The sequence below is a fragment of the Caulobacter sp. SSI4214 genome (assembly GCF_012184455.1).
Lineage (GTDB): Bacteria > Pseudomonadota > Alphaproteobacteria > Caulobacterales > Caulobacteraceae > Caulobacter > Caulobacter vibrioides_E.
Genome location: NZ_SZWJ01000061.1, coordinates 1 through 25,355, shown reverse-complemented (window position 1 = coordinate 25,355; position 25,355 = coordinate 1). Strand labels below are relative to the sequence as shown.

Sequence of the window (25,355 nt, the reverse complement as noted above, 5' to 3'; positions counted from 1 at the left end):
CCGCGCGACGCCCCCTCCGTCACGATGCGTATTCGCATCGCGCCACCTCCCCCGCCGCGCGGGGGAGGAGAAGGATTTCGATGATCGACACCCAAGACCGCTTTCGCCCCTGGTTGCTGCTGGCGGGCTTCAGCCTGCTGCTCTTTCTGATCACCGCCTCGACCTATGGCTCGCTGGGTGTGGTGCTGCCGGCGATGATTGGCGCGCTGAACTGGAGCTTCGAGAAGGCGTTCGCGGGCTTTTCGGTGCTGGGCGTCTTCACCGGCGCGTCATCGTGGCTGCCGGCCATCCTGATCCGCCGCATCGGCGTTCGCGCGACCCTGCTGGCCGGCGCGGCTGTGCTGGCGGGCGGTTTCGTGGGTCTGGCCAACGCCCAGAGCCTGTTCAGCTACTATGTCGGCGCGGCGGCGTGCGGGGTTGGCTTCCAGATGGCGGCTCTGATCCCGGGCACGCACGTGCTTTCGTCGCTGTTTCGCAAGCGGGCTTTGCCGTTCGGGATCTACTTCACCTTCGGCTCCCTGGGCGGCGCGGCCGGACCCTGGATGGTGCTGACCCTGATGGGCATGAGCCACAACGACTGGCGCGCCTATTGGCTGACCCAGGCGGTGCTGGCGGTCGTGTTCGGCCTGGTCTGCGCCCTGATGGTCGGCGGCTCGGCCTGGCTGGCCAAGGCCGCGCACGAGGTCGATCTGGAGGTCGAGCAGGAAGCGCGCGCGGCGCCGGCCAACGCCAGGGTCTATCGCACGCCCTATGAATGGACCGTGGCCGAAGCCCTGCGCACGCCGCAGTTCTACATCCTGGTCGCCGCCTATTTCAGCCACCTGCTGGTCGGCGTGACGGTGGCCAGTCTGTCGGTCACGCACCTGACCGAGCTGGGCGTCGCCGCCGGCGTCGGCGCGGTGGCCGCCGGGGCCCTGGCCGCCAAGATGCTGAGCCTGGAATCGTTGATGCAGACCCTGGCGCGTCTGGCCGGCGGCGCCTTGGGCGACCGCGTCGACCCGCGCTGGCTGCTGGTCTTCGCGCAAGGGATGCTGGTCGCCGGGCTCGTGGCGCTGTCCAAGGCCGCGACGCCGCCGGTGATGCTGCTATACGCGATCGGCACCGGCGTCGGCTTTGGCTTGACCGTGCTGGCCGTGACCGTGCTGCTGCTCAACTATTATGGGCGCCAGTCGAACCTGGAGCTGTTCTCCCTGACCTGCCTGGTCGGGGCCGTGTCGGCGGCCGGACCGTTCATCGGCGGCGCCATGCGCGACAGGCTGGGCAGCTTCGCGCCGACCTTCCAGCTGTTCGCCGGCGTTACGGCGGTGATCTTTCTGGCGGTGCTCTTCATGCGGCCGCCCAAGGCGCCGGCCGAGCTCATCGGGACATAGAAAAAGCCGCCCCGGGGGAGCCAGGGCGGCTTCGTCTTTCGCGCTAAGCCTTGATGCTTAGAAAGCGGCCTTGATCGTGGCCGCCACGCGGCTGTGATAGACTTGGCCGAACGAGTGCTCGTCGGTATCCCAATAGCGGATATCCAGCGAGAACTTGTCGTTCAGGGCGTAGGTGCCGCCGAGGTTCCAGGTCGTGTAGTCCGAAGCCTTCTGGATGTTCTGACGGCCGATCGCGCCGCTCAGGGTCAGCTTCTTGGCGACCGGCACCGAGGCGTTCAGCTCGCCATAGGTGGCGTGGCCGGTCTTGCCCGGGAATTCCGGCGAGTAGTAGACGGCCGCGCCCAGGGTGGCCGGACCGAAGGTGCGCGAAGCGGCGGCCTTCAGTTCCAGGTAGCTGTAGGCGCCGGGCGTCAGGCCCTTGTCCTTGGTGTAGCTGTAGTAGATGACGCCCAGGTCCAGGCTGGTGTCGCCCACGGTCGGCTTCACGCCGGCGTAGAAGTCGACTTCCGTCGACGGATTCTTCGAGCCGAAGTCGACGTTCGAGGCCCAGACGCCCGCGTAGCCCATGCCGTAGGTGGCGTCGACGCCACCTTGGACCGCCGGGTCTTCCTGGGTCTGGCTGACACCACGGAACACGTAGTCGCTAGTGACGCCGATGTTGTAGGCCAGCTTCAGTTCGTCGGCCATGGCTGCGCCGCTCAGGGCGACCGTGGCGGCCGCGGAGGCCAGCATGATCTTCAGCAGTTTCATAGTCCTATCCCCTTTTCTGTGTCGAGGCTCTGGTTGGCCCAGCGCCCGAGACCGCGTCTGCTAACGCGTCGCGTCCCCAGCCAATTAGCTGTCGACCCGTCGTTAGTTGCAATCCGGAGGGGAAAAGCGCCAGCGGTTAGGGCAGCTGGCGCACAAAGTTTGGGCGAAGTGTGACGATTTTGCTTCAATATGTACGCAACGCGGCCACAGGTGGCGGTTTTGCAAAACGCGCTTGTCGCGTGGCGTTTAGCGCATACTCAAGCTTGCGCCGCCAAGGTGCAGCCCGGCGTCGACCAGCAGGGTCTCGCCCGTGATGTGGCGCGAAGCCGGCGAGGCCAGAAACACCGCGGCTCCGGCGATGTCCTCGGCGGTCGAGGCCACTTTCAGCGGCGTGGCGGCCGCCGCGCCGGCGCGCAGGCGCTCCATCGAGTCCTCGGGCATGTTCTTGAACCAGGGCGTGTCGATGAAGCCGGGGTTGACGGCGTTGACCCGGATGCGCGGTCCCAAGGCCCGAGCCAGCGACAAGGTCATGGTGGTCATCGCCCCCTTCGAGGCGGCGTAGGGCACCGAGGAGCCGTTGCCCATCACGCCGGCGATCGAGGCGGTGTTGACCACCGCGCCGGGGGACGGCGCGGCCTCGAGCAGCGCGCGCGCCGCGCGGACCATCTGGAAGGCGCCGACCACATTGACCGAATAGAGTTTCAGGAAGTCCTCGGCGTTCACGGCATCCAGGTCGGCATGGTTCGGCGCGAACTTGGTCATGCCGGCGTTGTTGAACAGGGCGTCGATGCGGCCGGTGGGCGCGGCGGCCGCGACGATCTTCTGGCAGTCCTCGTCCTTGGCCACGTCGCCTTGCACGAGAACCGCCCTGGAGCCCTCGGCCTCGACCAAGCGCGCGGTCTCCTGGGCCTCCTCGGCGCTACGGGCGTAGTTGGCGACCACCAGACCCGCGCCGCGGCGGGCGACCTCGACCGCGATCGCGCGGCCAAGGCCCGTGGACGCGCCGGTGATCACCACCGTGAAGCCTTCGAAGTCCCGTCCCGACATGTCGCTCTCCCAAACATTTGTTTGGGATGTTGTAGCGAGCCTCGCGCGGCTTGTCTCTCGGGCTCGTCGGGCCTAAATCGCGGCGATGACCGATCTCAACGTCACCCAGCTGGGCCGCGTCGTCGACGCGCCCGCCAGCCCCGAAGCCGCCGTTCTCGAGCGCGTGCCCAATCCGCAGCATGACGTGTTGTATCTGGCCCGCTTCGTCGCGCCGGAGTTTACCTCGCTGTGCCCCGTCACCGGCCAGCCGGATTTCGCCCACCTGGTGATCGACTACGCCCCCGGCGACTGGCTGATCGAGAGCAAGTCGCTGAAGCTCTATCTGACCAGCTTCCGCAACCACGGCTCGTTCCACGAGGATTGCACGGTCAAGGTCGGACGCAAGATCGTCGAGGTCGCCCAGCCCCGCTGGTTGCGCATCGGCGGCTACTGGTATCCGCGCGGCGGCATCCCGATCGACGTCTTCTGGCAGACCGGCCCGGCGCCGGAGGGGCTTTGGGTCCCCGACCAAGGCGTCCAGCCTTATCGCGGCCGGGGTTGAACTGGGGGCGGAGATCCTAGAGCCGGGTCAGCCTTCGGCGATTGGCTCGCACCTTTCCCCGCAGATGCTTCAGCGCGCCCTTGGCGATCGCCGGGGGCGACGCGCCCAGCTGTCCGGTCATCGCCAACATGGGCAGGGCCATCCCCGCCGCCACCTTCTCGCCGATCATCAGCTGAGCCTCGGACTGGGCCTCGGCGCCGCCGGCGGCGAGTTTGAGCATCCTCAGGCCGATCACCGACGATGCCTCGATTCCCAGGGCCCATGTGTCGAAGGCCAGGCTGGTCCATGGGTCCTTGCGTGTCATCGCGTCCTCCGTCTCCGAACGGGCTGAACGCGGAACGCCTAGGCGGGGCTCCACTCGGTGGTGATCGCCGCCACGTCGGGACGCACCCGTTCCTGCGGCTGCTCGGTCGACGTGCCGAGATAGACAAAGCCCGCCACCTTCTCGTCCGGCGCAAGGCCCAGAATGGCCGTGGCGCGGGGATCGTAGCTGTACCAGTCGGTGATCCAGTTGGCGCCCCAGCCGAGCGCGGAAGCGGCCAGCAGCATCTGATGACAGACCGCCGCGGCGCTCTGGCGCTGCTCCCATTCGGGAATGTCGCCGGGGATGAAGCGCGAGATCACCGCCACGCACACCGGCGGACGGGTCAGCTTGCGCAGCGCGGCGTTGGCCTTGGCCGGGTTGGCCTGGTTGTCGGCCAGGGCGGTGATCCGCTCGGCGAAGACGTCCTTGGCCGCGCCGCGCAGGATCACGAACCGCCAGGGCGCCAGCTTGCCGTGGTCGGGCACGCGAGCCGCCAGACGCAGAATTTCGGAAAGCTGTTCGGGATCGGGGCCGGGCGCGGCCAAGCTCATGGCGCTGGCCGAACGGCGCCGGGCCAGGAAGGTCACGACCTCGGGCGAAGCCTCGAGCGGCAGGGTCTCGCCGAACTCGGGGGCGGGGGGGACGGAACCGGCCAAGACGATCTCTCCGAAACACTGTAAGGCGCACACCTAGAGCCTTTAGCCTGAAATCGGAATCGATTTCAGGCGTCAAAAAGGCTCTAAATCAAATGTTTAGAGCGTGAGATAAGCTGAAGCCGGTTCCCACTTTCAGCCTCATGCTCTATGGCCGAGGCCCGGCCGCGACAAGGTATGCCGCCGATGTCCGACGATCCAGACCGCAAACCCGCCTGGCTGAAGCCGCACGGCAAGCCGTGGGGCGTCTCGTCCAGCAAGGTCGTCTACGACAATCCGTGGATCACGCTCACGGAGTATCAGGCCATCGCGCCGACCGGTCGACCTGCGCTGTACGGCAAGATCGGGTTCAAGAACCAGGCGACCGGCGTCCTGCCGCTGCACGAGGACGGCACGGTGACCCTGGTGGGCCAGAACCGCTTCTCGCTGGCCAACTACAGCTGGGAAGTCCCCGAGGGCGGCGCGCCGCGCGGCGAGGACCCGCTGGACGGCGCCAAGCGCGAACTGGCCGAGGAGGTGGGGCTCCAGGCCGCCGACTGGCGCCAGATCCTGCGGATGGAGCTTTCCAACTCGGTCACCGACGAGGTCGCCTACGGCTTCCTGGCCATGGATCTTTCGCCGACCCAGACCGCGCCCGACGAGACCGAGGACCTGGCCGTGGCCCGCGTTCCGTTCGGCGAAGCGCTGGACGCGGCGGTGGCCGGCCATATGCCCGACGCGATTACGGTGGCGCTCTTGCTCCGGACACACCATATGGCGGTCCGAGGTGAACTGCCGGCCGATCTGGCCGCTCTCATTCTCTGAGTAGGAGCATCTTCATTGAAGATGCTCTATGAGTAAGCCAGCTGGGAAGGGAGAGCCCGATGGCCAAGCACCTCGAAGTGGTGACGTCGGATACCGACACCCCCGTATGGGTCGCCCTGCGCAATCAGGCCGAGCATGCGGCCAAGGCCGAACCGGCCCTGGCCTCGCTGCTCAACGCGGTGATCCTCAGCCATGACAACCTGGCCGACGCTCTGACGTTCCAGCTGGCGCGCAAGCTGGGCGATCAGGAGATGCGGGCGATGACGGCGCGCGAGTTCGCCGCCGACGCCTTCGACAGCGACCCGTCCCTGGTGAAAGCCGCCGAGGCCGACCTGCGCGCGGTGTTCGAGCGCGATCCGGCCTGCAAGGGCTACGTCCAGCCGTTCCTGTTCTTCAAGGGTTTCCTGGCCCTGCAGACCCATCGCGTCTCGCACTGGCTGTGGAACCAGGGCCGTGAGACCCTGGCCTTCTACCTGCAGAGCCGCGCCAGCGAGATCTTCCAGGTCGACGTCAATCCGGCCGCGCGGATCGGCAAGGGCGTCTTCATCGACCACGGCACCGGCATCGTCATCGGCGAGACGGCGGTGGTCGGCGACGACGTCTCGATGCTGCACGGCGTGACCCTGGGCGGCACCGGCGCCGAGCGCGGCGACCGCCATCCCAAGATCGGCAATGGCGTGCTCCTGGGCGCGGGGGCCAAGGTGCTAGGCAACATCACCATCGGCGATTACGCCAAGGTGGCGTCCGGCTCGGTGGTCCTGCGTCCCGTGCCCGCGCACTGCACGGCGGCCGGCGTGCCGGCTCGCCTGGTGAACTGCCCAACCTGCGAGGAGCCGGCCAAGACCATGGATCACACCCTGGCCGAGACCGTCTATGCGCACGACAACTACGAGATCTGAGTGACCCTTCTTCGGCGTAGCTTGGGCGGCCTGCTGGCGGCCGTCGTTCTTGGCCTGGGCTTGGTCGCGCCGGCGGGCCTGACCGGCTGCGCCCAGGCCGCGTCCGCGCCGGTCGGCGGCTACACGCTGGTCAAGGCCTATCCCCACGACACGACGGCCTTCACCGAGGGCCTCTTCTATCGCGACGGCTTTCTGTACGAGAGCACGGGCCTCAAGGGCCGGTCGCTGATCCGCAAGGTCAATCTGGAGACGGGCTTCTCCGAGGCCGAACGCATCGTCGACAGCCGCTATTTCGGCGAGGGCATCGTGGACTGGGGCAAGCGGCTCTACGAGCTGACCTGGACCGACGAGGTCGGCTTCATCTACGACATCGACACCTTCGAGAAGATCGGCGAGTTCAGCTATTCGGGCGAGGGCTGGGCCCTGACCCGCGACGACAAGCGGCTGTATATGAGCGACGGCACCTCGTTCATCCGTTTCCTGGATCCCGACACCCTGAAGGAGACCGGCCGGATCGAGGTGACCGACCACGGCGTGCCGGTGCGCAATCTCAACGAGCTGGAGTATGTGAAGGGCGAACTGCTGGCCAATGTCTGGCAGACCACGCGCATCGCCCGGATCAATCCGACGACGGGGCAGGTCACCGGCTGGATCGAGCTGGCGGGCTTGGCCAAGGCGGCGGGGGCCAGCGGCAACGGCGACGACGTGCTGAACGGCATCGCCTACGACGCGAAGGGCGACCGCCTTTTCGTCACCGGCAAGCTGTGGCCGAAAATCTTCGAGATAAAGCTCACGCCTTCCCAGTAGCGCGGAACCGCCTTCGAGCCGTGACGTTAATGCAGGGTCCGCCCCCCTACGCCCCCCCGACCTAGTGGGCGGACACGGGCCCCAGTCGCGAGACGCCGCTGGGGCCCGACCCTTATCTGGGGTCGGTTCTCCACAATCTTGTTCCGCTCGATCAGCCTTGCTTGGCGCAGGCGACGGCGGCGGGCCTGCTTTTCAACGAAATGCGTTCCCGTTCGGCGCGTGGCTTGGCGCTGGTCAGGCCGTAGATCACGGCGGTCCAGATCGCCATCAGGGTCAGGACCTGGGGAAGGGTGATGCGTCTGGGGACTGGCGCGGGCATGGGCGCGACTATCCCTTTGTTGCGCCGCTTCGAATAACGACTTATCGGACAGGTCTCTGTGAGGTTTCTTCACATGGCCCGCCGACAGCTGCCGCCGCTCAACGCCCTGCGCGCCTTCGAGGCGTTCGGTCGGCACGGTCGCATGACCCTGGCCGCCGAAGAGCTGTGCGTGACCCACGGCGCGGTCAGCCGCCAGATCCGCCAGTTGGAGGAGCATCTGGGGGTGGCTCTGACCGAAGGACCCCGCTCCAGGCTGCGCATGACGGAGGCGGGCCTGAAGCTGGCTCAGGCCCTGTCGCCGGCTTTCGACCAGATAGAAGCGGCCGTGCCGCGTCCGGCCGAGGCGGGGCCAAGGCCCCTGGTCGTCTCGTGCATGCCGACCTTCGCCATGAAATGGCTGATCCCACGCCTGCCGGGCTTCCAGGCGGCGCATCCCGAGGTGCCGGTGCGGGTCGCCGAATCCAACGGGCCGTTCGATTTCAAGGGCGACGGCATCGACCTGGCGATCCGGATGCGATGGCCGGGGGACCAGGACTATCAGGACTCCACAGCCGTCCCGTTCATGCGTCACTACCATGGCCCGGTGATGGCCCCGGAGCTGGCGGCCAGGGGCGTCGCAGATTTTCAGAGCGTCTGCGCCGCGCCCCGGCTGCAGACGCGGACCTACCCGCAGAGCTGGAGCGAGTGGATCCGCGACACCGGCGCAGAGGGCCTTCCTGCGGCTTCTCGCGAGCAGGAGTTCGACCATTTCTTCTACATGCTGGAGGCGGCGGCCGCCGGCATGGGCGTTGCGGTCGCGCCGTGGGCCTTCGCCCAGCGCGACCTGGACAGCGGACGCCTCGTGGCGCCGTTGGGCTTCGCCTTCAGCCAGACACTGATCGTGGCCCTGACGCCCCGGGAGAACGCGTCCGAGCAGGCGCTCCTGTTCCGCGATTGGCTGCTGGCGGAGGGAGCGTCCACACCTCATCCGCCGGAAGCGCTTGCGCCGCCCGCACCGGACGCTAGTTTCGCCCCGACAACGCGCTCCCGGGCGCTCAGCTAGGAAAGAGGCCCCCCGTGGACGCCACGACCGTCGCCAAGATCGAAAAGCACCTGAAGCGCACCTTCGGCAATCCGCACATCCAGGTGAAGCCGCGTCCCAAGCAGAAGGACTCGGCCGAGGTCGAGGTGGCCGGCGAATTCATCGGGGTCGTCTTCCAGGATGAGGACGAAGACGGCTCGTTCATGTTCGAGATGGCGATCCTCGGCGAAGACCTGGAGTAGGCCTTCAGCCTTTCTGGCTTGAAACAGAGACGGCGGCGGAGGCGGGCTTAGGTCCGCGCCGCCGCCGTTTCGCCGTCAACTAGAGCGTGATAGCCGAAACCGCTCACACTTTCGGCTATCACGCTCTAGGCTGGGACGGCCACCGCCGCGGCGGTCCTGCGGCGGATCATCAGCGAAGCGACGCCGGCGACCAGGCCCGCCGAGCCCGCGATGATGAAGGCCTCCACATACTGGCCTTGGCTGGCGCGGAGGATCCCCGCGCCGATGGCCGCCGTCGCCGCGCCCAGCTGGTGGCCCGCGCCGATCCAGCCGAACACGATCGGACCGTCGCGCTCGCCGAAGGCCTCGGTGGCCAGGCGCACGGTGGGCGGCACGGTGGCGATCCAGTCCAGACCGTAGAACACCGCGAAGGCCGACAGGCTGACGATCGAGAAGTCCGAAAAGGGCAGGTAGATCAGCGAGAGGCCGCGCAGAACGTAATACATGAAGAGCAGCTTTCGGCTGTCGTAGCGGTCGGTCAGCCAGCCAGACGCGGTGGTGCCGAACAGGTCGAACAGGCCCATCAGCGCCAGCAGGCCGGCGGCGCGGGTCTCGGGCAGGCCTCGGTCGCCACAGAAGGCGATCATGTGCACGCCGACCAGGCCGTTGGTGGTCAGGCCGCAGATGAAGAAGCCCAGGAACAGCAGCCAGAAGGTTCGGGTCCTGGCGGCGCGTCCCAGGGCGCCGAACGCATAGGTCAGGGCGCCTCCCGCGTGGATCGGCGCTGGCGGGACATAGTCTTCGGGCGCGCCATAGGGCTTGAGGCCGACATCGGCCGGACGCTCGGGGATCAGCAGCCACATGACCGGCGCCAGGATCAGGCAGGCGAGCGCGACGGTGATCACGACCGGCTTCCAGCCGCCGTGCTCGGCGATGAAGGCCATGCCAGGGAGGAAGATCAGCGAGCCGGTGGCCGTCGAGGCGGTCAGCAGACCCAGCATCAGGCCGCGCTGGGCGACGAACCAGCGGTTCACCACGGTCGCGCCCAGCACCATGGCCACCGCGCCGCTGCCCAGCCCGGCCAGGACGCCCCAGGTGGCGACATACTGCCAGGAGGCCGTCATGAAAGCTGACAGTCCCGTCGACACGGACATCAGCAGCAGGGCCAGGGTCACGGTCCGCCGCACGCCGAACGATTGCATCAGCGCCGCCGCGAATGGACCGGTCAGTCCATAGAGAAAGATGCCGACGCCCGCCGCCGTCGAGATCGAGGCGCGATCCCAGTGGAAGGCCTTCTCCAGCGGCAGGATCAGCACGCCGGGCGCGGCGCGCAGGCCGGCGGCCGCCAGCAGCGCGAGGAAAATGGCGCCGGCGACGACGAAGGCGTAATTCTGTCCGAAGGGGCGGCGGCTCGCGGCGGGCATGACGTCTCTCGATCCCTTCGGAATGTAACCGATCGGTACGGGGTTGTTTCGCTTCATACGTACCGGTAAGTAACATCGTCAAGCGACATGACCGACAGAACGCCAGAAGAAATTCTCAAAGGCCCTTACGGACCCGCTCCACGCGCCGCCGAACGCATCTTCGACACGGCGCGCGAGCTGTTCTACCGAGAGGGCATTCGGGCCGTGGGCGTGGACGAGATCGTCACCCGAGCCGGCGTCACCAAGCCCAGCCTGTATCGCAGCTACAAGTCCAAGGACGATCTGGTCGCCGCCGTGTTGCGCGAGGTGGAGACCGGCTTCTGGGCGCGGTTCGAGGCGGCCGAGGCCCTGCATCCGAACGATCCCAAGGCGCAGATGATCGCCTATTTCGAGGTCCTGGCCCGACGTTCGCGCGGCGACGACTATCGCGGCTGCAACCTCTCCAACGCCGTCGTGGAATATCCCGACCGCCAGCACGCTGGCCGCCAGGTCGCCCAGGCGCATAAGCATGAGCTCCGCGAGCGCCTGCGCGCCAAGGCGACCGAGATGGGCGCTTCGGACCCCAAGGCCCTCGGCGACGCCATGATGCTGCTGATCGAAGGCGTCTTCACCTCCAGCCAGATGTTCGACGGCGACGACAAACCGGCCTTGGCGGTGGTGGGGGCGATCAAGGCGTTGATCGCGGCCGATTGCCCCGCTTGAATGGCGGCATGAGCGCCCACGTCCTCGACCGCCCCGCCTATTCCGCCCTGACCGGCCGGCAAAGCCATTTGGCGGTTCACCACGGCGGCGCTCTGAGGATGGATCCGGACTTTGGCCTGTTCGCCGGGACCGTGGACGAGAGCCCCGAGAGCCTGGCCGACCTGGGGGCGTTGACGCGGGCGCGCGGAACCGTGGGCCTGATCGAGCCCAGCGCGCCGCCGCCGGTTCCCGGAACCGAGGTCGTGTCCAGCGCCGTCTGCCTGCAGATGGTCGCCGAGCGCGTGGCCCCGGCCTGGGACGTCGCCTTCGACATGCTGTCGCTGGGCGACGCCGACGCCGCCGAGATGCTGGCCCTGGCGACCCTGACCAAACCTGGCCCGTTCTTCGCGCGCACCCACCAGCTGGGCGACTTCATCGGCGTCCGGGTCGACGGCCGACTGGCGGCCATGGCCGGCGAGCGAATGCGGCCCGACGGCTACACCGAGGCCAGCGGCGTCTGCGTGCATCCCGACCATCGCGGCAAGGGCTACGCGGCGCGCCTGCTGCGCGAGGTGACCGCCAAGATCCTGGCGCGCGGCGAAAAGGCGTTCCTGCACAGCTACGCCGACAACAAGACGGCGATCGGGCTTTACGAGTCGCTAGGCTATCGCGGGCGCCGGGAGGTCGTGTTCACGATCCTGGCGGCTGTCTAGGCGCCGCCAATTACGTCCAATTCGATCAAGGCGTCGATGTTGGGCGGTTCCGCCCCGGCGCCGACCCAGAGGTCGTCTTGATCGGCTACTCCGCTTCCACTACCGACCGCCACCCAGAAGAAATAGGGCCCGTCGCGTGTGTCGACCGCATGGCGAACGGCCGCTACGGGACGCCCATAAGGATGTTTCGACGCGTCTAATTGGTCGCCGAGCGGACTGAAATCCTCTTTCAGGCTGAAGAGTCTCGCTTCGACCAGCGTGGAGCCATCGAGCGAGATCCACGGGTCATCCGAGTAGGTCCTGACGCTATCGAGGGCGTGCTCGCTCCACTCCAAAAACGGGTCTGCCAAAGGGATTAGAAAGCAAACCCCAGCTACCATTTTCCAAGTCAGGAAGAGTGAGCGGTCGCCCTTGAAGATGACTTCGACGGCGCCGGTGAAGCTGAAGCTCGATCGAGCATAGTCGGCGATGAGCGTCGGCGTGTCGCTAGTGAGGGGCCGCCATTTCAGCGCCTCGATCTTCGATCCGATCAAAGGCGTGTAGATGGCGGCCCAGTCCGTCATCAAGCCTCCGCCGTCTTCTTCGCCGCCGACCGCGCCCAGCTGTAGAGCCAGGCCACGATGACCGCCGCGGCGATCAGGGCCAGGATCATGCCGACGTGCTCGGACGGGGCGAAGGGAACGGCCAGGGGCTCGCCCTTCTGCGTGAGGACGATCAGTCCGGCGAGCGCGACGTTGAACAGGCTCTCGCCGACGATGAAGCCCGAGGCGATCAGCACGCCGATCCGCTTGGCGGCCTCGCTGGTGCTGTCGCGGTCGACGAGCTTCTCGTAGACCCAGCCGATCACCGCGCCGACCACCACGGGGGCGGTGACGGTGCTCGGCAGGTAGATCGCCAGACCCACGCCCAGGGCGGGCAGGCTGTAGCGGCCGGCGCTGGTCTTGCGAAGAATCTCGTCGATGGCGACGAGGCCCAGGCCGATCAGGGCGCCGATCCCCAACAGGCTCCAGTTCAGGTCGCCGCCCAGCACGCCCTTGGCCAGGGTCGAGATCAGGGTCGCCTGGGGCGCCGCGAGCGGGTCCTTGGCGACGGCGTTCAGGTTCGGAGCGCCCGCGAAGCCGTTCGACAGGTTCAGCAGCTCCAGCACGAAGGGGATGACCACGGCGCCGGCGACGACGCCGATCACCAGGCCGACCTGTTGCTTCCACGGGGTGGCGTCGACCAACTGGCCCGTCTTCAGGTCCTGCAGGTTGTCGTTGGCGACCACGGCCACGGCCAGCACGACAGTGGTGACATAAAGGGCGAAGGCGACCAGGGCCTTGGTGACGTCCGGGCCGATGACGCCGCGACCGACCGCGCCGACCATCAGCGAGGCGCCCAGCACGGTCAGGATGGCGATGCCCGAGACGGGGCTGTTCGACGAACCGATCAGGCCGGCCATGTAGCCGCAGACGGCGGCGGCCAGCAGACCGGCGATCAGCACGTAGCCGATGCCGATGGCGACCAGTGGCGCGGTTTCCGATGCGATGGGACCGCCGACCAGGAACTGGGCCAGGAACCAGCCGGCCGGGGCCAGCAGAAGCAGCGAGATCAGGCCGACGATGGTGATCGGCATGTCCTGCTCGATGCGGGGGACGTCGCCGCCGGCCTTGCGGACCTTGCCGGCTTCCAGCGAAGAGACCAGACCGCTCCAGATCGGGCCGACCAGCTTGCCGAGGGTCCAGATGGCGGCCGCGCCGATGACGCCGGCGCCCATGAAGCGCACCTCGGTCTTCCAGACGGTCAGGGCGTGCTTGCCCGCGTCGGCGCCGGGGATCTGGTGAATCGTGGTCATGATGGGCACCAGCACGCCCCAGGCGATGGCCAGACCCGCGAACATGGCGATGCCGACGGTGATGCCCATCAGGTGACCCGCGCCCATCAGCGCCAGCGAGCTGGAGGCGCCCAGGCCGGTCGCGCCCTTGCCGACCTTGAAGTAGCCGGCGACCTCGGCCGCGAAGATCTTGGCGGCGGCGACCGCCGCGAACAGGGCCGAGGCGATGGTGCCCAGGCAGACGGCGACGAGGCCGGCCTTGCCCTCGGCGGCGCCTTCGCGCGAGCCCGTGCCAACCTTCAGCACCTCGGCGGCGGCGACGCCCTCGGGGTAGGGAAGGTCGGAATTGGTCACCAGAGCCCGGCGCAGCGGGATGGTGTACATCACGCCCAGAATGCCGCCGACGGCGCAGGCGCCGAAGGTGGGCAGGAACGGAATATGCGCCCACCAGCCGATCATCAGCAGGCCGGGCAGCACGAAGATCACCGACGACAGCGTGCCCGCCGCCGAGGCGATCGTCTGGACGATATTGTTTTCCTGGATGGTCGCCGACTTGAACGCCCGCAGCAGGGCCATGGAGATGACGGCGGCGGGGATCGAGGTGGCGAAGGTCAGACCGACCTTCAGGCCCAGATAGACCTGGGCCGCCGTGAAGACGAGGGTGATCAGAACGCCGAGGATGATCCCGCGAAGGGTCAATTCCGTGCGCGGCGCGGTCGAGTCGGCCATGAACATGTCCAAAAAAGTATTAAGGCGGCCGGACCTTGCACGCCCGACCGCCCCTAACTCAAGTGTTCAGTTCAAACCGTTGTCGCTAAATCACAGAACCCCCAGCATCTCGGCCACCAGAGGATGGCGGACGATGTCGCGGTCGGCCAGGCGGACCACGGCGATGTTGGACACGGCTTCGAACTTGTTCGCCACCTCGGCAAGGCCCGAGATGCCGGGCAAGAGGTCCGACTGGTTGGGGTCGCCGGTGACGACCATGGTCGAGTGCCAGCCCAGGCGCGTCAGCAGCATCTTCAGCTGCATGTAGGTGCAGTTCTGGGCCTCGTCGATCACCACGAAGGCGTTGTTCAGGGTGCGGCCGCGCATGAAGCCGACCGGAGCGATCTCGATCGCGCCCTCGGCCATCAGGGCGCGCATCCGCTTGACCGACAGGCGATCGGTCAGGGCGTCGTAGAGCGGGCGCAGATAGGGCGCCAGCTTGTCTTCCATGTCGCCGGGCAGATAGCCGATCGACTCGCCGGCCTCCACGGCGGGACGCGACAGGACGATGCGGCTGACGCGGCCCGCTTCCAGGGCTTCGACGGCCTTGGAGATGGCGATGTAGGTCTTGCCGGTGCCGGCCGGCCCCAGGGCCATGACCAGGTTCTTCTCGTCGATGGCTTCCATCAACTGGGCCTGGCCGGGCGATTTCGGTTTTATCGTTTTGAGGTAGCTCTGATCCCGACTATCGCCCCTCGCGCCCCCATCCTGGGGAAGAGGGGACCACCCGCCGCGGTGATCGACCGGCAGGCGACGCACCTTGGCGTCGTCGCTCGGGCCGGTCATCTCGTACGCGCCTTCGCGCGCCATCCGCTTCAGGGCTCGCTTGGTCATCAAAGCCTCCATGCAGGCATGAAAAAAGGACGAGCCCGTGAGGCGTCGTCCTTGTCGGTGAGCTGAATAGAAACGAAGTCGGGTGCGCGGCCCGGCGGCTCGGTGGAGCTTGCGATAGGCGGTGCTGTACGCCGAAACGCCAAATGCGACACCTCGTCTTCGATCGCGGGGGATCCCGAGCAAAAGCGCTCGCGACCCGTTCCAAGAGGATAATGGTTCCCGCCAGGGAATGTTTCCCTCTCGAATCGCACGACTACAATGACCGAACATGGTTTCGGGGTCGTTAATTTGAAAATGGCGCCCAAGAAAACGAGGCATACGGATGACTGTCTATTCCCTGGGCGCCGTGGCGCCGACGCTGCCGTCGCAAGACGAATACTGGATCGCGCCAACAGCCAGCGTGATGGGGAATGTAATTCTGAAGAAGAATGCTAGTATCTGGTGGGGCGCGGTGGTGCGTGGTGACAACGATCCGATCACGATCGGCGAAAACAGCAACGTTCAGGACGGTTCGGTGCTCCACACTGATCTTGGCTTTCCGCTGACCATCGGCGCGAACGTGACCATTGGTCACATGGTGATGCTGCACGGCTGCGCGATCGGCGACGGCTCGCTGATCGGAATCGGCGCGGTGGTGCTGAACGGCGCCAAGATCGGAAGGAACTGCCTGATCGGCGCGGGCGCCCTGATCACCGAGGGCAAGGAGATTCCGGACAATTCCATGGTCATGGGCGCGCCGGGCAAGGTGGTGCGCGAGGTTTCCGAACATCACGCTCAGGTCCTGCAAGGCTCGGCCTTGCACTATGTCGAGAACTGGAAGCGCTATGCTCGCGAGCTGACGGCGGTCGAGGGATAGGCGCGGCTTAGGGGCCCGTTGGGAGCGCCGCCCGCCGCATGGGGGGTGGGCGGGCGACGCTCCCGCTTCTCGCGCGAAGGGCACGTCGACGCGAGAAGGACCCGCCGGGCGAGGCGTCGGCCTCTCGACGGGACGGCGAGGGCGAACCGGGTCTAGGTTCGTCCATAGGTAGCATTACCGCGATTTGAGTTGAGTGTGAACGCGCAACTCGCCGGAACGCGGGCTTTTTACCGGCCCGGCCGCGATCATCCGGTATGCCGGCGCCTTGCGTTGAGGCCAAAGCCGGATCACTCTCTGCCTGAACAATGATAACCTTCGAGGGAGGGCGTCCCGGCCATGGCCAGCGAACGCTATGATTACGTCATCATCGGCGCCGGTTCCGCCGGCTGTACGCTCGCGGCTCGGCTTACCGAGGACCCCAATATCAAGGTCCTGCTGCTGGAGGCCGGCGGCAAGAATACCTCGATCCTGGTGAAGATGCCGGCGGGCGTCGGCCAGCTGATCAAGGACAAGGGCGACCAGAACTGGGGTTTCTGGACCGAGGCCGAGCCGCACCTGAACAACCGCAAGCTCTGGTGGCCGCGCGGCAAGGGGCTGGGCGGCAGCTCGGCCATCAATGGGATGATCTATATCCGCGGCCACGCGCGCGACTACGACCAGTGGCGGCAGATGGGTCTGACCGGCTGGTCCTATGCCGACGTGCTGCCCTACTTCAAGCGCTCGGAGCATCACCACGGCGGCGGCGACGCCTATCATGGCGACCAGGGGCCGCTGCACGTGTCGAAGGGCGAGAGCGATAGCCCCTTCTATGGCGCTCTGATCGAGGCGGGGCGCCAGGCGGGCCACAAGACGACCCGCGACTTCAACGGCTTCCAGCAGGAGGGCTTCGGCCCCTACGACCTGACGATCCGCGACGGCCAGCGCTGGAGCGCGGCCATGGCGTACCTGTCCCAGGCCCTGTCGCGTCCGAACCTGACCTGCGTGACCGAGGCGCGCACGACCCGGATCGTCATCGAGAAGCGGCGCGCCATCGGCGTCGAATACGTGGTCGGCAAGGGTGGCGAGAAGCGGATCGCCCACGCCGACGCCGAGGTGCTGCTGAGCGCCGGCGCCGTGCAGTCGCCGCAGATCCTCCAGCTGTCGGGGATCGGCGCGCCCGACGACCTGAAGCCGCACGGCGTCGAGGTCATCCACGAAGCCAAGGGCGTCGGGGCCAACCTGCAGGACCACCTGGACGTCTGCGTCTCGTGGACCGCCAAGAACCTCAAGACCGCCTATTCGGCCAACAAGGGCCTGAACAAGCTGGGCGTTGGCCTGAACTACATGATCTTCGGCAAGGGGCTGGGGCGGCAGCAGTTCCTGGAAAGCGGGGCTTTCCTGAAGTCCCGGCCCGACCTCGACCGGCCCGATCTGCAGATCCACGGCGTGCTGGCCATCATGCAGGACCACGGCAAGGTCGTGGTCGAGAAGGACGGCTTCACCCTGCACGTCTGCCAGCTGCGGCCCGAGAGCCGCGGTCACGTGGGTCTGCGCTCGGCCGATCCGTTCGCCGATCCGACCATCCTGGCCAACTACCTGTCCACCGACGAGGACCGTCGCGCCATCCGCGAGGGCGTCCGCATCGCCCGCGAGACCGTGGCGCAGGCCGCCTTCGACCCCTATCGCGACGCCGAATACGCCCCAGGCGCGGACGTGAAGACCGATGGCGACCTCGACGCCTGGATCCGCGCCAAGGCCGAGACGATCTATCACCCGGTGGGCACCTGCCGCATGGGCGTGGCCGGCGATCCGCTGGCGGTGGTCGACGACCAGCTGCGGGTGCAGGGCATCGCCGGTCTGCGCGTCGTCGACGCCTCGGTCATGCCGACCCTGGTCGGCGGCAACACCAACGCCCCGACTATCATGATCGCCGAGCGCGCCTCTGACCTGATCCGCGGCAAGGCGACCCTGGCGCCGCAGGATGTGCCGGTGTTCGAGGACGGCCGCGCGGTGGCGGCGGAGTAGGAGATTAAAGAATGCTCCATCGTCCCCTCGGCCGCTCCGGCCTCTCGACCGCGCCGCTGGTGTTCGGCGGCAACGTGTTCGGCTGGACGGCGGACGAGGCGACCTCGCACCGCCTGCTGGACGCCTTCGTCGATGGCGGCTTCAACGCCATCGACACCGCCGACGTCTATTCGGCCTGGGTCCCCGGGCACGAAGGCGGCGAGTCGGAGGGTGTCATCGGCCGTTGGCTCAAGGCGTCGGGCAAGCGCGACAAGGTGCTGATCCTGACCAAGGTGGCGATGTGGCCCAAGCAGCCGGGCCTGTCGGCCGCCAATATCGAGGCGGCGGTCGAGGGTTCGCTAAAGCGCCTCCAGACCGACTATATCGACCTCTACCAGTCGCACCGCGACGATGCCGACGCCCCGCAGGACGAGACCCTCGAGGCCTTCGATCGTCTGGCGAGGGCCGGCAAGGTGCGGGCGATCGGCGCTTCGAACTTCTCGCCGGAGCGCTTGGCGTCGAGCCTGGAGACGTCGAAGGCCAAGGGGCTGGCGCGTTACGAGACGATCCAGCCGAAGTTCAATCTCGTCGACCGTGATCAGGTAGAGGGCGCGATGACCGAACTGACCCAGGCCGAGGGGCTGGGGATCATCCCCTTCTATGGTCTGGCCGCGGGCTTTCTCAGCGGCAAGTACCGGACCGAGGACGACTTCGAGGGTAAGGCGCGCGCGGCGACCATCCGGCGCGACTACTGGAACGACAAGGGGCGGGCGGTGCTGGCGGCGCTGGACGAGGCGGCGGAGGCTGCCGGGGCGTCCCAGGCCCAGATCGCCCTGGCCTGGATCATGGCCCATCCCGCGATCACCGCGCCGCTGGCCAGCGCCACCTCGGTCGAGCAGTTGGACGAATTGATGGGCGCGGCCCGGCTGGAATTGCCGGGTGAGGTGTGGGCCAAGCTCGATGCGGCGGGCCGGTAGCGTCTCTCTCTCTCTCTCTCTCTCGACCTTCCCGGCGAAAGCCGGGATCCAGATCGAACCCGCGAGCGCCTGACGGTAAGGCAAGCCGCGTATCCCGGATCAGCCGCGATCTTTCCGGATGAATCTGGGCCCCGGCATTCGCCGGGGAAGTCGGAGTTTGGGGTTCTAGAGCGAAATGCGCGTTTCGGGAGCCACGCCTTTCGCTCTAGGTTTTTGTTTCGCATCGTTTTTACGGAAAGCCGGTTTCCGCTTGATGCTCTAAGCGATCCGTCGCCCGTCCAGCGTGGCGAGGCGCAGGCGCGGCATGTCCTCGTTGCTCTCGCCAAGGGGCTGGATCTCGCGAACGCCCAGCTCATAGGCGGGGCGGCCCATCAGGCGGGCCATCATGGCGATCGGCTGGTAGAGGCCCAAAAAGCGATCGGTCTCGCCCGAGGCCCCCCGCAGCGGCGCGAACAGCACCTCCATGCCGACGCTGGGAACGCCATGCGAGCGAATGTCGGCGGTGACCACCACCGGCGTGCGGCGCTTGCGGGCCACGTCCAGGGCGCTCTTCAGCTCCAGGCGATGGGCCAGGGCCCACAGCGACAGGGCGTCCTGACCGCGCAGGTCGCGAGCGTGCAGCTCGGAGACGAAACCTCCAGCCAGGCGGAAGGGCAGCTTGCCGCCGTCCCGGCCCAGGATGAACACCTGCGGCAGCAGTTCCAGGAACTCCGCCGGATTGATGTCCGCGCGGCTGGGCAGGGCGGATCCGCCCTTCTTGTCGCGCCAATAGTCTATCAACCGTTCCGTGCTTGGATGGAACATCGTCGTCCCCTGGCGGGCTCTTCGCGGCTGTTTTCGACCGCACGGAGCTTGCTGGGAGAACCGGGCCAGAGGCTCGACCGTCCCATTCTGGCGCAGGCCGGCCGGGACGGCGCCTCGGCCCGATTCTTGCTTAACGAAAAGCGGAACGACCCGATGTGAAGGGAAACGCCGCGATGAGGGCGCCGAAATTGACCTTGCGGACCTGGCTGATCGCCGTTGGGGCGCTGCTGGCGGGCGCCCTTTTCGGCGGCGTGGCCCTGGCGGGCGACTGCAACTGCGTCAAGCCGCCGAGCAATTGCTGCGCCCCGCCTCCGCCCCCGCCCAGGCCGCCCGGCAACTGCTGCGGGGGAGGCGGTCACAACGTCAATATTCCGGGCGTCAACGTGAACATCGGCGCGACGGTGGTCGTCAACGCCAACACCAACGTCAATGTGAACGCCAATGCCAACGCCTCGGCCAGCGGCTCCGCCAGCGCGAACGCGGGGTCATCGGCGGGCGCCGGCGCGGGCGGCGGCACGAGCATCTATTACGGCGGCGGGACCCACGGGGGCTATTATTCCGGCCCGATGGCGACCGGCTATATCCAAGGCCTGAACGTCGAGGGCGGCGGGCAACTGCGTCGCGACGCCTATCAGGCCACCCGCAGCCGCACGCGCCGGGTGATCATCCGCGCCGTCTGCCTGGACGACCGCGACGTGCCGCACCCGGCCTCGCAGGTGACGCCCGATCGCGACATCGACGACGCCTATGACGGCGAGCTCTATCGCTGCATCGCCGGAGCGCGGATGCAGTATGTGATCGCCGACTACGCGGGACAGGTCGACATCTCGACCGGCGGCGCCGGCCAGACCTTCATCTGCCAGAAGAACGAAGCGCTGTACCACACGCCGGGCGCCGGCCAGGGCCAAGCCAGCATCGCCTGCCGTCCGCAGCGTCCGGCCCGTGACTGCAACGAACGCTCGCTGCTGCGTCGCTTCGGGGCCGGCGTGAAGATCCTGACGATCATCACCACCGAGACCTACACCGCGTATCGCGAGGAGACGGTGCAGGAGCGCCAGAGCCTCTCCACCAGCTTCAGCCTGGATGGCGGCGTGGGCGGGGTGGTCTACTAGGACGCACAAACCCCGATCTTCCCGGCGAAAGCCGGGATCCAGATCTCAAGGCGCCGGGGATCATTGGAGAGGCTCGGAGCTTCTAGACCCACCTCTCGCTCGTCCATCTGGACCCCGGCTTTCGCCGGGGAAGTCGGTAGATAGTCGGTAGATAGAAAGCAAAAGGCCCCGCCGGTTGGCGGGGCCTTCTTTTTTTACTTCGCCGCCGCCGTGGCCGCCGCTTCCGGCTTCACCAGCAGGAGCCATGACTTGTCGTCGCCCAGATAGGTCCTGGCCGCCTTCTGGACGTCCTCGGGCGTCACGCGCGACAGGCCGGCCAGCACCGAGCGGGTGGCGTCCAGCAGGCGCGGGTCGTCCTGAGCGCCCGACAGGACGCCGGCCCAGTATTCGTTGGTTACGCGCGCCTTCTCGATCGAGTCGATGCGCGGCTTCTTGGCCCGCTCCAGCTCGTCGGCGCTGATCGGGTGTTCGCGCAGGTCGGCGGCGATCTTGCGGATCGACTCGACAGCCCCGTCCAGCTTCTCGGGCGGAACCTCGAGGCTCACGGCCAGATAGCCCCAGTTCTTGAACACGACGCTGGCCGTCGACGAGGCGTTGGGCGAGTAGGTCGCGCCCTGCTTTTCGCGCAGTTCGTCGATCAGGCGCAGCTGCAGCACCTGGCCCAGGATCGAGACATCTCGCGAGCGCTGCAGATTGGCGAAGAGGTCGTCCGTCCGCCAGGTCATGAACAGCGCGCCTTGATCGGCTCGTCCCTTGTGGGTCAGGACGACCGGCGTCTTCGACGGCTCGGGGAACGGCGCTTTGCGGGCGTCGGGCCGCTCGGGCTCGCCGGGACGGGCCGGCAGGGCGCCGAAGGTGTCGGCCACCGCGGCGATGGCCTTCTCGACCGTGGTGTCGCCGACGATGACGATCTCCAGGTTTCCCTTGCCCAGCGGCTCGGCGACGGCGGCTTTCAGCTGGTCCAGCGACGTATCGGCGATCTGCTCGCGCGAGGGGAAGGTCCAGCGCTTGTCGCCGACGTGCATCAGTCCGCCCAGGTCGCGGCCCAGCACGCCCCCGGTCGTGGTCTGCAATTGGTCGTGCAGGGTCCCATAGCTGGTCTTGACGCGATTGAAGGCCTCGGGGCGCCAACCGGGTTCGGTGGCGTAGGCGGCCAGCACCTGCATCTCCGTCTCCAAATCCTGCGGACGGGTGCGGCCGTTCAGGACGAAGGCGTCATCCTCGACCCCCAGCGAGGCCCCGATGATCTTGCCGGTCAAGACGCGCTCCATGTCCTGGGCGCTGATCTGCTTGAGGCCGCCCTCGACCAGGGCCGCGCCCGACCAGAGCGGGCTTTGCTGATCGGACGGCAGGTCCAGCAGACCGTGTCCGGTGCGGACCTTCACCAGGATCTGGTCGTCGCGGAACTTGGTCGGCTTGACCGTCAGCTTCACGCCGTTGGCGAAGCGCACGAAGACGGTGTCGAGGTCGGTGACCTCCTTGCGCTCGACCACCTCGCCGGTCGGACCGAAGCTGGAATAGGGCCAAACGGTCACGCCCGGCGCGGCGGGCGGGGTCACGGGCTGGGCCTTGACCTCGTCATAGGCCTTCAGGATCGCCGGTTCGCCGCCTTCGATGTTTTCGGGCGCGGCCACGACGATCAGGGGGCCGGAGCCGGCGAAGGCGCTCTTGAGCACCCCCGAGACGCGCTCTGGCGTCAGGCCCTTCACGATCTGGTCGAAGGCGGCGAGGTTCTGGCTGGGCGAGGTGACGACCTCGCCGTCGTTCAGCGTGCCGACCAGTTGGTTGGCCAGGGCCGGCGTGCGTTGGGTCGCCTCGCCCGCGACGGCGGCCACGAGGCCGGCGCGCATGTTGGCGATCTCGCGATCCAGCTCGTCCTGGCGCACGCCGTACTGCACCGCGCGGCGCTGCTCGGCGTCGAGGGCGGAGATCGCCTGCTTCCATTGGCCGGGCTGCGCCGTGGCGCCGAAGGTGGTGACGCGCACCGCGCCATATTGGTCGCCCTTGAAGGCTCCGCCGGCGATGAAGGGCGGCTCCGCCGAGCGGCCGATGGCCTGCAGGCGACGGTTCAGCACCGCGAACGCCAGGTTCTCCAGCGTGTCTCGCTCGTCCAGGGCCTTGGTCTCGATCAAGCCGTCGGGCTTGCGCAGCCAGGTCATCTGCACCGACCAAGGCGCGCCGGCCTGAACGATCAGCTTGGCGGTCTCGCCGCGCTTCATCACCGGGCCGACGTCGGGGTCCTTGCCCGGCTGGCCCTTGCCGGCCCAGTCGCCGAACTTGGCCTTGATCTTGGCCTCCATGGCGTCGACGTCGAAATCGCCGACGGCCACCAGCACCGCGCGTTCGGGGCGGTAGTAGGCCTCGTAGAAGTCCCGGATCTTCTGGGCGGGAGCGGTCTTGAGGATGTCGGTCTTGCCGATCGGGATGCGCTTGGGCGGCAGCTGGCCTTCCATCTGCGCCGACAGAGTCTGGATGGCGACGCGATAGCCGGGGGTGTCGCGAGTGCGCTCCTCCGACAGCACCACGCCGCGCTCGCGATCGACGGCGTCCGGAGCGATGGTCAGCTCGCCGGCCGCCTCGCGCAGCAGCATCAGGGTGGCGTCGACCGTATCGTTGTCGGTCTTGGGCAGGTCCAGCTGATAGGTGGTCTCGTCGAAGCTGGTCTGGGCGTTGGTGTCGGCGCCGAAGGCCAGGCCGTGGCGCTCCAGGATCTTGACCATCTCGCCTTCGGGCACGTTCTTGGAGCCGTTGAAGGCCATGTGCTCCAGGAAGTGGGCCAGGCCTTGCTGGTCGTCGGCCTCCATCATCGAACCGGCGCCGAACCACAGGCGCAGGGACGCCTGGCCCGGCGGGGTGGCGTTCTTGCGGATGGCGTAGCGCATCCCATTGGGCAGCACGCCGAAGCGCCAGGCCGGATCGGGCGCCAGATCCGACAGTTCCTGGGCCCAATGACCCGGCTTCAACGCGGCCAGCTTGGGACCCGCGACGGGCGGGGCTTCGGGAATTCTGGGCGCCGGCGCCGAGGTCTCACCCTTCCTGACGAAGGGCATGGCGGGCTTGGGAAGATGGGAGCAGGCGGCGAGCGAAAAGCCGGCGGCGGCGACGAGCGCCAAGCGCGAAGCGCTGATCATCGAGAATCCAGGGCAGGAGTAGACAAGGCGCGCACCTTGACCGTCCGGCGTGGCGCACGCAAGGCGTGAGGAGGGCGGCTTTAAGCCCTATCCGTCGCGGTGTCAGGCGGCGGCGACATCGCCCGTGTTGCGACGCAGGCGCCAGAAGCGGATGGTGCGCAGGGCCGCGTCGCGCGGCAAGGCGGCGTACAGCTCGCCATAGATCTTGGCCTTGACCATCACCTGGTCCGAGGGTTCGAGGATCAGGAGAGCGAAGGTCAGGAACAGCGAGCGGTCGAAGTCGGCCGCCTTGCAGATCACCGCCAGGGCGTCCATTTCGCGCCGCTCCAGAATCTTGCGGGCGGTGTGGAAGTCGACATCGGCCAGGTCGGACAGGGCGACCAGGAACAGCGTCGTCTTCTTGCCGCGCAGCATGTTGGCCAGCAGCTGCGGCGAGATCTGCGTCTTGGCGCGCAGGGCGCGGAATTCCTTCTCGGCGTCGGCGAAGTCGGGCGGCAAGGCGCCGTCCTGGGCGGCGACCCGCTTGCGGCCGGCGGAGAGCGCCGCCTCAAGCACCGCCGGGTCCATTTCGGCGTTCTTTTCCATGATCCGGTCGCGAAGACGCGCCTCGACCATGAAATACATTTCGTTGAGCAGGTCGACCGGCAGGCTGTGTCGGTCGATGACCGCCTCGTGAAGGGCCGGATTGGCGGCGGCGCGGTCCACGACGGTTTCGTGGGCGGCGCGGGAGAGCACCGCGCCCTCGTTACGGAGCAGGACGCCCAGGGTGTGGTCGTCGCCGCGCTCCACGATCACGTCGGACACGACGCTGGAGACGCTGGTCCGCTGGGAGATGGCGCGCAGATGATCCTGGCCCTGGGTGCGGGCCACGTGCAGCAGGTCATCGTCGGTCAGGGTGTTGGAGCCGCGCAGGATCGGCTCGGCCACGGCGATCGAATCCGAGGCCAGGGCGCGGGAGAGGCCGCGAGGGGCGGAGGGCGCCTCACTCAGGCGTTGGGCCAGCTCGGCCTTGACCGCTTCTTCCATGTCGCCGGCCAATTGGCTCATGACATCGTCGAACAGGCCCATCTCGACCGGGTTGTGATTGTCGCCCTGGAAGAAAAGGTCGGTGACGCCGCGCAGGAGTTCGCGACGCTTGATGCTGGACGGTTCGTTGGCCAGGGCGATCAGGTCGTACAGGCGCGACGGAATGGTCTCTTGTGGCGTGGTCATCGGCAGAGCGCTCATTGCGGGCCATCCTTTTCGCTCTTGGCTGGCCAGTCGCGGTCGTCGCGCGGGCCGTCCTCCGACGCGCCCCTCGTGGCGCCGCCTGGATCGGCGATCAGGACCAATCGCGAAGGGCCCGCGGCGGGTATGGGGTCCGGCTGCATCCCGAACTGCCGGCCGACGGAATAGGTGCGGGCCGTCAGCTGGCCGGACTGCGAGGCGACCTGCCGCGCGGGCTGCGCCTCGGGCGCGGACGGATAGGCCGGCGGCGTCGGGGTGATGTCGTAGAGGCTTCGCGGCAGAGCGCGCGGCGGCGC

Annotated in this window: 25 protein-coding genes and 1 pseudogene; 13 read left to right on the top strand and 13 right to left on the bottom strand. The window is 67.5% G+C overall.

Features of this window, described 5'->3' with window-relative positions; all coding sequences use genetic code 11:
• Positions 1-80 precede the first annotated feature (80 nt).
• The gene (locus FCU40_RS16150) at positions 81-1,370 is read left to right on the top strand and encodes an MFS transporter (protein WP_168076275.1); all 1,290 of its coding nucleotides are present in this window, start codon (positions 81-83) and stop codon (positions 1,368-1,370) included.
• A 57-nt stretch (positions 1,371-1,427) separates the two neighbouring features.
• Here FCU40_RS16150 and FCU40_RS16145 read toward each other — a convergent pair whose 3' ends face one another.
• Both FCU40_RS16145 and FCU40_RS16140 read right to left on the bottom strand, forming a co-directional pair.
• On the bottom strand, positions 1,428-2,120 hold the full coding sequence (locus FCU40_RS16145) for a TorF family putative porin (RefSeq protein WP_168076273.1): 693 nt from the start codon (positions 2,118-2,120) through the stop codon (positions 1,428-1,430).
• A gap of 246 nt (positions 2,121-2,366) precedes the next feature.
• Entirely contained in the window at positions 2,367-3,167 is an 801-nt protein-coding gene (locus FCU40_RS16140; RefSeq protein WP_168076270.1) for an SDR family NAD(P)-dependent oxidoreductase, read from the bottom strand.
• 85 nt (positions 3,168-3,252) lie between these two features.
• Here FCU40_RS16140 and queF point away from each other — a divergent pair, with 85 nt between their 5' ends.
• Positions 3,253-3,708 (top strand): preQ(1) synthase, encoded by a 456-nt coding sequence (queF, locus tag FCU40_RS16135; RefSeq protein WP_004621137.1) that lies wholly within the window; start codon positions 3,253-3,255, stop codon positions 3,706-3,708.
• Positions 3,709-3,724: 16 nt separating this feature from the next.
• Here queF and FCU40_RS16130 read toward each other — a convergent pair whose 3' ends face one another.
• Together FCU40_RS16130 and FCU40_RS16125 are read right to left on the bottom strand one after the other, a co-directional pair.
• On the bottom strand, positions 3,725-4,012 hold the full coding sequence (locus tag FCU40_RS16130) for a hypothetical protein (protein ID WP_168076268.1): 288 nt from the start codon (positions 4,010-4,012) through the stop codon (positions 3,725-3,727).
• A 38-nt stretch (positions 4,013-4,050) separates the two neighbouring features.
• Positions 4,051-4,668, bottom strand: a complete 618-nt coding sequence (locus FCU40_RS16125; protein WP_168076266.1) for a nitroreductase — start codon at positions 4,666-4,668, stop codon at positions 4,051-4,053.
• A 147-nt stretch (positions 4,669-4,815) separates the two neighbouring features.
• Here FCU40_RS16125 and FCU40_RS16120 point away from each other — a divergent pair, with 147 nt between their 5' ends.
• From FCU40_RS16120 to FCU40_RS16110, 3 genes are read left to right on the top strand one after another with little or no spacing between them, the layout of a single operon-like run.
• The gene (locus FCU40_RS16120; protein ID WP_168076264.1) at positions 4,816-5,469 is read left to right on the top strand and encodes an NUDIX hydrolase; all 654 of its coding nucleotides are present in this window, start codon (positions 4,816-4,818) and stop codon (positions 5,467-5,469) included.
• A gap of 59 nt (positions 5,470-5,528) precedes the next feature.
• A complete protein-coding gene (gene cysE / locus FCU40_RS16115; RefSeq protein ID WP_004621133.1) occupies positions 5,529-6,368 on the top strand; it encodes a serine O-acetyltransferase in 840 nt (279 codons plus the stop codon).
• Positions 6,369-7,175, top strand: a complete 807-nt coding sequence (locus FCU40_RS16110) for a glutaminyl-peptide cyclotransferase (protein ID WP_004621132.1) — start codon at positions 6,369-6,371, stop codon at positions 7,173-7,175. It abuts the gene before it with no gap.
• Positions 7,176-7,326: 151 nt separating this feature from the next.
• Here the strand turns inward: FCU40_RS16110 and FCU40_RS16105 are convergent, their stop codons facing one another.
• The gene (locus tag FCU40_RS16105; RefSeq protein ID WP_168076262.1) at positions 7,327-7,494 is read right to left on the bottom strand and encodes a hypothetical protein; all 168 of its coding nucleotides are present in this window, start codon (positions 7,492-7,494) and stop codon (positions 7,327-7,329) included.
• A gap of 73 nt (positions 7,495-7,567) precedes the next feature.
• Between FCU40_RS16105 and FCU40_RS16100 the strand changes: the two genes are divergently transcribed.
• Together FCU40_RS16100 and FCU40_RS16095 are read left to right on the top strand one after the other, a co-directional pair.
• Positions 7,568-8,536, top strand: coding sequence for a LysR substrate-binding domain-containing protein (locus FCU40_RS16100; RefSeq protein WP_168076260.1), 969 nt, complete (start codon positions 7,568-7,570; stop codon positions 8,534-8,536).
• A 14-nt stretch (positions 8,537-8,550) separates the two neighbouring features.
• On the top strand, positions 8,551-8,757 hold the full coding sequence (locus FCU40_RS16095; RefSeq protein ID WP_168076258.1) for a DUF3126 family protein: 207 nt from the start codon (positions 8,551-8,553) through the stop codon (positions 8,755-8,757).
• Between the two features lie 125 nt (positions 8,758-8,882).
• Here the strand turns inward: FCU40_RS16095 and FCU40_RS16090 are convergent, their stop codons facing one another.
• A complete protein-coding gene (locus FCU40_RS16090) occupies positions 8,883-10,160 on the bottom strand; it encodes an MFS transporter (RefSeq protein WP_168076256.1) in 1,278 nt (425 codons plus the stop codon).
• 87 nt (positions 10,161-10,247) lie between these two features.
• On the opposite strand from FCU40_RS16090, the gene FCU40_RS16085 reads away from it, so the two are divergent.
• Together FCU40_RS16085 and FCU40_RS16080 are read left to right on the top strand one after the other, a co-directional pair.
• Positions 10,248-10,862, top strand: a complete 615-nt coding sequence (locus FCU40_RS16085; protein ID WP_168076254.1) for a TetR/AcrR family transcriptional regulator — start codon at positions 10,248-10,250, stop codon at positions 10,860-10,862.
• 8 nt (positions 10,863-10,870) lie between these two features.
• Positions 10,871-11,554: a GNAT family N-acetyltransferase gene (locus tag FCU40_RS16080; RefSeq protein WP_168076252.1), complete on the top strand. Its 684-nt coding sequence runs from the start codon at positions 10,871-10,873 to the stop codon at positions 11,552-11,554.
• On the opposite strand, the gene FCU40_RS16075 is transcribed toward FCU40_RS16080, so the two are convergent.
• From FCU40_RS16075 to FCU40_RS16065, 3 genes are all read right to left on the bottom strand, one after another.
• Positions 11,551-12,117 (bottom strand): hypothetical protein, encoded by a 567-nt coding sequence (locus FCU40_RS16075; RefSeq protein WP_168076250.1) that lies wholly within the window; start codon positions 12,115-12,117, stop codon positions 11,551-11,553. The two genes, FCU40_RS16080 and FCU40_RS16075, sit on opposite strands and share 4 nt — an antisense overlap.
• Complete coding sequence (locus FCU40_RS16070) at positions 12,117-14,102, bottom strand: oligopeptide transporter, OPT family (RefSeq protein WP_035017435.1); 1,986 nt, start codon at positions 14,100-14,102, stop codon at positions 12,117-12,119. Before FCU40_RS16070 ends, FCU40_RS16075 begins: the two co-directional genes overlap by 1 nt.
• An 84-nt stretch (positions 14,103-14,186) precedes the next feature.
• Positions 14,187-14,981 carry a PhoH family protein gene (locus tag FCU40_RS16065; RefSeq protein ID WP_081612947.1) on the bottom strand — a complete coding sequence of 265 codons (795 nt, stop codon included), beginning with the start codon at positions 14,979-14,981 and terminating at the stop codon, positions 14,187-14,189.
• Between the two features lie 310 nt (positions 14,982-15,291).
• On the opposite strand from FCU40_RS16065, the gene FCU40_RS16060 reads away from it, so the two are divergent.
• From FCU40_RS16060 to FCU40_RS16050, 3 genes are all read left to right on the top strand, one after another.
• Positions 15,292-15,825, top strand: a complete 534-nt coding sequence (locus FCU40_RS16060) for a gamma carbonic anhydrase family protein (protein WP_004621117.1) — start codon at positions 15,292-15,294, stop codon at positions 15,823-15,825.
• Between the two features lie 336 nt (positions 15,826-16,161).
• Complete coding sequence (locus FCU40_RS16055) at positions 16,162-17,829, top strand: choline dehydrogenase (RefSeq protein WP_168076248.1); 1,668 nt, start codon at positions 16,162-16,164, stop codon at positions 17,827-17,829.
• Between the two features lie 11 nt (positions 17,830-17,840).
• On the top strand, positions 17,841-18,785 hold the full coding sequence (locus FCU40_RS16050; RefSeq protein ID WP_168076246.1) for an aldo/keto reductase: 945 nt from the start codon (positions 17,841-17,843) through the stop codon (positions 18,783-18,785).
• Positions 18,786-19,043: 258 nt separating this feature from the next.
• Here the strand turns inward: FCU40_RS16050 and FCU40_RS16045 are convergent, their stop codons facing one another.
• Positions 19,044-19,589, bottom strand: coding sequence for a PAS domain-containing protein (locus FCU40_RS16045; RefSeq protein WP_004621110.1), 546 nt, complete (start codon positions 19,587-19,589; stop codon positions 19,044-19,046).
• A 173-nt stretch (positions 19,590-19,762) separates the two neighbouring features.
• On the opposite strand from FCU40_RS16045, the gene FCU40_RS16040 reads away from it, so the two are divergent.
• Positions 19,763-20,701, top strand: coding sequence for a hypothetical protein (locus FCU40_RS16040; RefSeq protein WP_175582089.1), 939 nt, complete (start codon positions 19,763-19,765; stop codon positions 20,699-20,701).
• Positions 20,702-20,895: 194 nt separating this feature from the next.
• On the opposite strand, the gene FCU40_RS16035 is transcribed toward FCU40_RS16040, so the two are convergent.
• The 3 genes and pseudogenes from FCU40_RS16035 to FCU40_RS16025 form a co-directional block, all read right to left on the bottom strand.
• Positions 20,896-23,832, bottom strand: coding sequence for an insulinase family protein (locus tag FCU40_RS16035; RefSeq protein WP_168076244.1), 2,937 nt, complete (start codon positions 23,830-23,832; stop codon positions 20,896-20,898).
• A 102-nt stretch (positions 23,833-23,934) separates the two neighbouring features.
• Entirely contained in the window at positions 23,935-25,023 is a 1,089-nt protein-coding gene (locus tag FCU40_RS16030) for a DUF2336 domain-containing protein (RefSeq protein WP_168076277.1), read from the bottom strand.
• A gap of 32 nt (positions 25,024-25,055) precedes the next feature.
• Positions 25,056-25,355 (bottom strand): annotated as a pseudogene (locus FCU40_RS16025) (hypothetical protein); the annotation flags it as partial.

Excerpts from the sequence above, each read along its gene's own strand:
- FCU40_RS16130 (WP_168076268.1), bottom strand. The coding sequence starts at position 4,012 with ATGACACGCAAGGACCCATGGACCAGCCTGGCCTTCGACACATGGGCC.
- FCU40_RS16085 (WP_168076254.1), top strand. The coding sequence starts at position 10,248 with ATGACCGACAGAACGCCAGAAGAAATTCTCAAAGGCCCTTACGGACCC.
- FCU40_RS16065 (WP_081612947.1), bottom strand. The coding sequence starts at position 14,981 with ATGGAGGCTTTGATGACCAAGCGAGCCCTGAAGCGGATGGCGCGCGAA.
- FCU40_RS16050 (WP_168076246.1), top strand. The coding sequence starts at position 17,841 with ATGCTCCATCGTCCCCTCGGCCGCTCCGGCCTCTCGACCGCGCCGCTG.
- FCU40_RS16045 (WP_004621110.1), bottom strand. The coding sequence starts at position 19,589 with ATGTTCCATCCAAGCACGGAACGGTTGATAGACTATTGGCGCGACAAG.
- FCU40_RS16090 (WP_168076256.1), bottom strand. The coding sequence starts at position 10,160 with ATGCCCGCCGCGAGCCGCCGCCCCTTCGGACAGAATTACGCCTTCGTC.
- FCU40_RS16150 (WP_168076275.1), top strand. The coding sequence starts at position 81 with ATGATCGACACCCAAGACCGCTTTCGCCCCTGGTTGCTGCTGGCGGGC.
- FCU40_RS16080 (WP_168076252.1), top strand. The coding sequence starts at position 10,871 with ATGAGCGCCCACGTCCTCGACCGCCCCGCCTATTCCGCCCTGACCGGC.
- queF (WP_004621137.1), top strand. The coding sequence starts at position 3,253 with ATGACCGATCTCAACGTCACCCAGCTGGGCCGCGTCGTCGACGCGCCC.
- FCU40_RS16145 (WP_168076273.1), bottom strand. The coding sequence starts at position 2,120 with ATGAAACTGCTGAAGATCATGCTGGCCTCCGCGGCCGCCACGGTCGCC.
- FCU40_RS16100 (WP_168076260.1), top strand. The coding sequence starts at position 7,568 with ATGGCCCGCCGACAGCTGCCGCCGCTCAACGCCCTGCGCGCCTTCGAG.
- FCU40_RS16105 (WP_168076262.1), bottom strand. The coding sequence starts at position 7,494 with ATGCCCGCGCCAGTCCCCAGACGCATCACCCTTCCCCAGGTCCTGACC.
- FCU40_RS16140 (WP_168076270.1), bottom strand. The coding sequence starts at position 3,167 with ATGTCGGGACGGGACTTCGAAGGCTTCACGGTGGTGATCACCGGCGCG.
- FCU40_RS16035 (WP_168076244.1), bottom strand. The coding sequence starts at position 23,832 with ATGATCAGCGCTTCGCGCTTGGCGCTCGTCGCCGCCGCCGGCTTTTCG.
- cysE (WP_004621133.1), top strand. The coding sequence starts at position 5,529 with ATGGCCAAGCACCTCGAAGTGGTGACGTCGGATACCGACACCCCCGTA.
- FCU40_RS16120 (WP_168076264.1), top strand. The coding sequence starts at position 4,816 with ATGGCCGAGGCCCGGCCGCGACAAGGTATGCCGCCGATGTCCGACGAT.
- FCU40_RS16040 (WP_175582089.1), top strand. The coding sequence starts at position 19,763 with ATGAGGGCGCCGAAATTGACCTTGCGGACCTGGCTGATCGCCGTTGGG.
- FCU40_RS16055 (WP_168076248.1), top strand. The coding sequence starts at position 16,162 with ATGGCCAGCGAACGCTATGATTACGTCATCATCGGCGCCGGTTCCGCC.
- FCU40_RS16070 (WP_035017435.1), bottom strand. The coding sequence starts at position 14,102 with ATGTTCATGGCCGACTCGACCGCGCCGCGCACGGAATTGACCCTTCGC.
- FCU40_RS16060 (WP_004621117.1), top strand. The coding sequence starts at position 15,292 with ATGACTGTCTATTCCCTGGGCGCCGTGGCGCCGACGCTGCCGTCGCAA.
- FCU40_RS16075 (WP_168076250.1), bottom strand. The coding sequence starts at position 12,117 with ATGACGGACTGGGCCGCCATCTACACGCCTTTGATCGGATCGAAGATC.